This is a genomic window from Yoonia sp. (assembly GCF_046292185.1).
Lineage (GTDB): Bacteria > Pseudomonadota > Alphaproteobacteria > Rhodobacterales > Rhodobacteraceae > Yoonia.
The window spans coordinates 1-2,290 of sequence record NZ_JBKBQY010000123.1 but is presented as its reverse complement, the minus strand read 5'-3'; the positions used below and the strand labels follow the sequence as shown (position 1 = coordinate 2,290).

Here is a 2,290-nt window from a genome sequence, read left to right as displayed (position 1 = left end):
CGATGCCAAACTCGCCGAACTGGTCGCGCATCTGACCATAAAGCCAGCCGGTAAAGGCGCGGCTGCGGCCAAGCTGGTTTTCATAGATCCGGCTCTGGCTTTCATGCACGCCCATCGACACGCCCGCGCCGACAGGCGTCAGCAGATGCGCGGTGTCGATGCCCTGTTCATAAGCGGCATGGCCGACCTCATGAATGGTGGAATAAAAGCAGTTGAACGGGTCAACCGGATTGGTGCGCGTCGTGATCCGCACATCAAGCCCCGATCCGGATGAAAACGGATGCACCGCCTTGTCGATCCGCCCATTGTCCAGATTATACCCGAACGCCAGCGCCAGCTTTTGCGACAGCGCCAATTGTCCGGCCTCGTCGAAAGTGCCCTGCAATGCGGGTGGCGCAGGCGCATCCAGCACTGCGGCGCGCAGATCAACCAAACGCGGGCGCAGCGCGGCGAACATCGCGCTGAGACGCGCGCCCGTCGCGCCGGGTTCATAATCATCCAGCAGGGCATCATAGGGATCGGTGCCGCCCGCAATCGCCGCCGCCTCTTCCCGGCGCAGGTCCAGCACCTTTTGCAGCACCGGCAGGAAGGTGGCGACATCTTCCTCTGCCCGCGCCTTGGCCCAAACCCGATGCGCCAGCGACGTGGCGCGCGCCAGTTCCGCCGCCAGACGCGCAGGCACTTTGGTCGTGCGTTCGAAACTGCGGCGGATATGGCGCAGGTTTGCTGCTGCGACGTCATCCACAGCCTCGGCCTCGGCCTCGGCCTCGGCCAGCCAGTCGCCGACGCGCGGGTCGATCCGGCGGGCATGCAGGATATTGGCCATCGCGCCATGTTCCTCGGCGCGCTGCGGGCCTGCGCCATCGGGCATCATGGTTTCCTGATCCCAGCCAAGGCGGCCTGCCACCTGGGCCAGCGCCTCGGTCTCGCGCTGGAACTGCATCAGGTCATCATAGGCGTTCATATTCAGGTCCCTCGGACGGATTGGGGTTTGGGATATTGCGCGACAAAACGCGCCCGCAGGATCACCGCCCACAGGATCACCGCCACGAATTGATGGGTGATCGCCAGATGGACAGGCGCGGAATAGATGACGGTGAAAATCCCCAGCACGACCTGCAGCAGCATCACCGCCATCATCATGTTGAAGGCGGCACGGATATTGCGGTTGGCCGATCTGCGGGCCAGTCCCCACACCACCAGCGCAAAGGCGAACAGGATATAGCCCGCCATCCGGTGCATAAACTGGACCAGCCCGGCATCTTCAAAGAAGTTGCGCCAGACCGGTTGCAGGCTGAAGGGCTGCGGCGGGAAAAACCCGCCCGCCATCAGCGGCCAGTCGGGAAAGGCACGGCCAGCGTCGATCCCCGCCACCAGCGCCCCCAGCAGGATCTGGACAAAGGCCAGAATGATCAGGATCGTGCCGAGCGACATCAGTCGCGCATCCCTGATCCGGCGCGCCTGCAGCAGATCAGCGGCGGGACGGCTGAGTTCATAGACATACCAGGCGATGAAACCGAAGATCACGAAAGCCAGCCCCAGATGGGTCGCGAGGCGATAGGAGGCGACGCTCAGCATGCCCTCCTGCAGCCCCGATGCCACCATCCACCAGCCGATGGCACCCTGCAAACCGCCCAAGCCCCCCAGCAGCAATAGCCGCCCGGTCCAGCCCTTGGGGATCTGGCGCCGCGCCAGAAACCAGATGAAACCGACAGCCCAGACCAGGCCGATGAAACGGCCCAACTGCCTGTGGCCCCATTCCCAATAATAGATGACCTTGAATTCGGACAGACTCATGCCGCGGTTCATCAACTGATATTGTGGAATTTCGCGGTATTTGTCGAATTCCACCTCCCATGCCTCTGCCGACATTGGCGGCAAAGCCCCCGTCACCGGCGCCCATTCGGTGATCGACAACCCGCTGTCGGTCAGCCGTGTCAGCCCGCCCACGGCGATCATGATCACGACCAGCGCAAACAGCACCATCAGCCAGCCGCGGATCGCGCGGCGCGCGCCCATACCGGCACGGGCGATCCCGCCGGGGGTGGCTGTCTGTCTGGGGCTGTCGCCGACCTCTTCAAAAATGCTGCGTTTGGTTGCCATTGCGGGTCTCCGTCATTTGGGCAGAACCTAGGTCTGCGCGCGTCCCTGCGCAAGCGTCAGGGTGCCACAGCCGTAAGGTGGATCGCGATCCACCTTACCCGCGTTCCTTCCAGCGCACCAACTGGCGCAGGATGCCGTGCCGCATCTGCACAGCGGCGCGGGGCAGCGGCATCCGCGACCACAGATT

The 2,290-nt window shown here is 63.8% G+C and carries 1 protein-coding gene and 2 pseudogenes; all 3 read right to left on the bottom strand.

The features are described 5' to 3' along the window. A pseudogene (locus ACK4TM_RS16150) lies at nucleotides 1-964 on the bottom strand (carboxypeptidase M32); the annotation flags it as partial. A gap of 2 nt (nucleotides 965-966) precedes the next feature. Beyond that, the gene (gene ctaA / locus ACK4TM_RS16145; RefSeq protein WP_409703163.1) at nucleotides 967-2,103 is read right to left on the bottom strand and encodes a heme A synthase; all 1,137 of its coding nucleotides are present in this window, start codon (nucleotides 2,101-2,103) and stop codon (nucleotides 967-969) included. Between the two features lie 94 nt (nucleotides 2,104-2,197). Beyond that, a pseudogene (locus ACK4TM_RS16140) lies at nucleotides 2,198-2,290 on the bottom strand (RNA methyltransferase); the annotation flags it as partial.

Coding starts and splice junctions, on each gene's coding strand:
- ctaA (WP_409703163.1), bottom strand. CDS start 2,103: ATGGCAACCAAACGCAGCATTTTTGAAGAGGTCGGCGACAGCCCCAGA.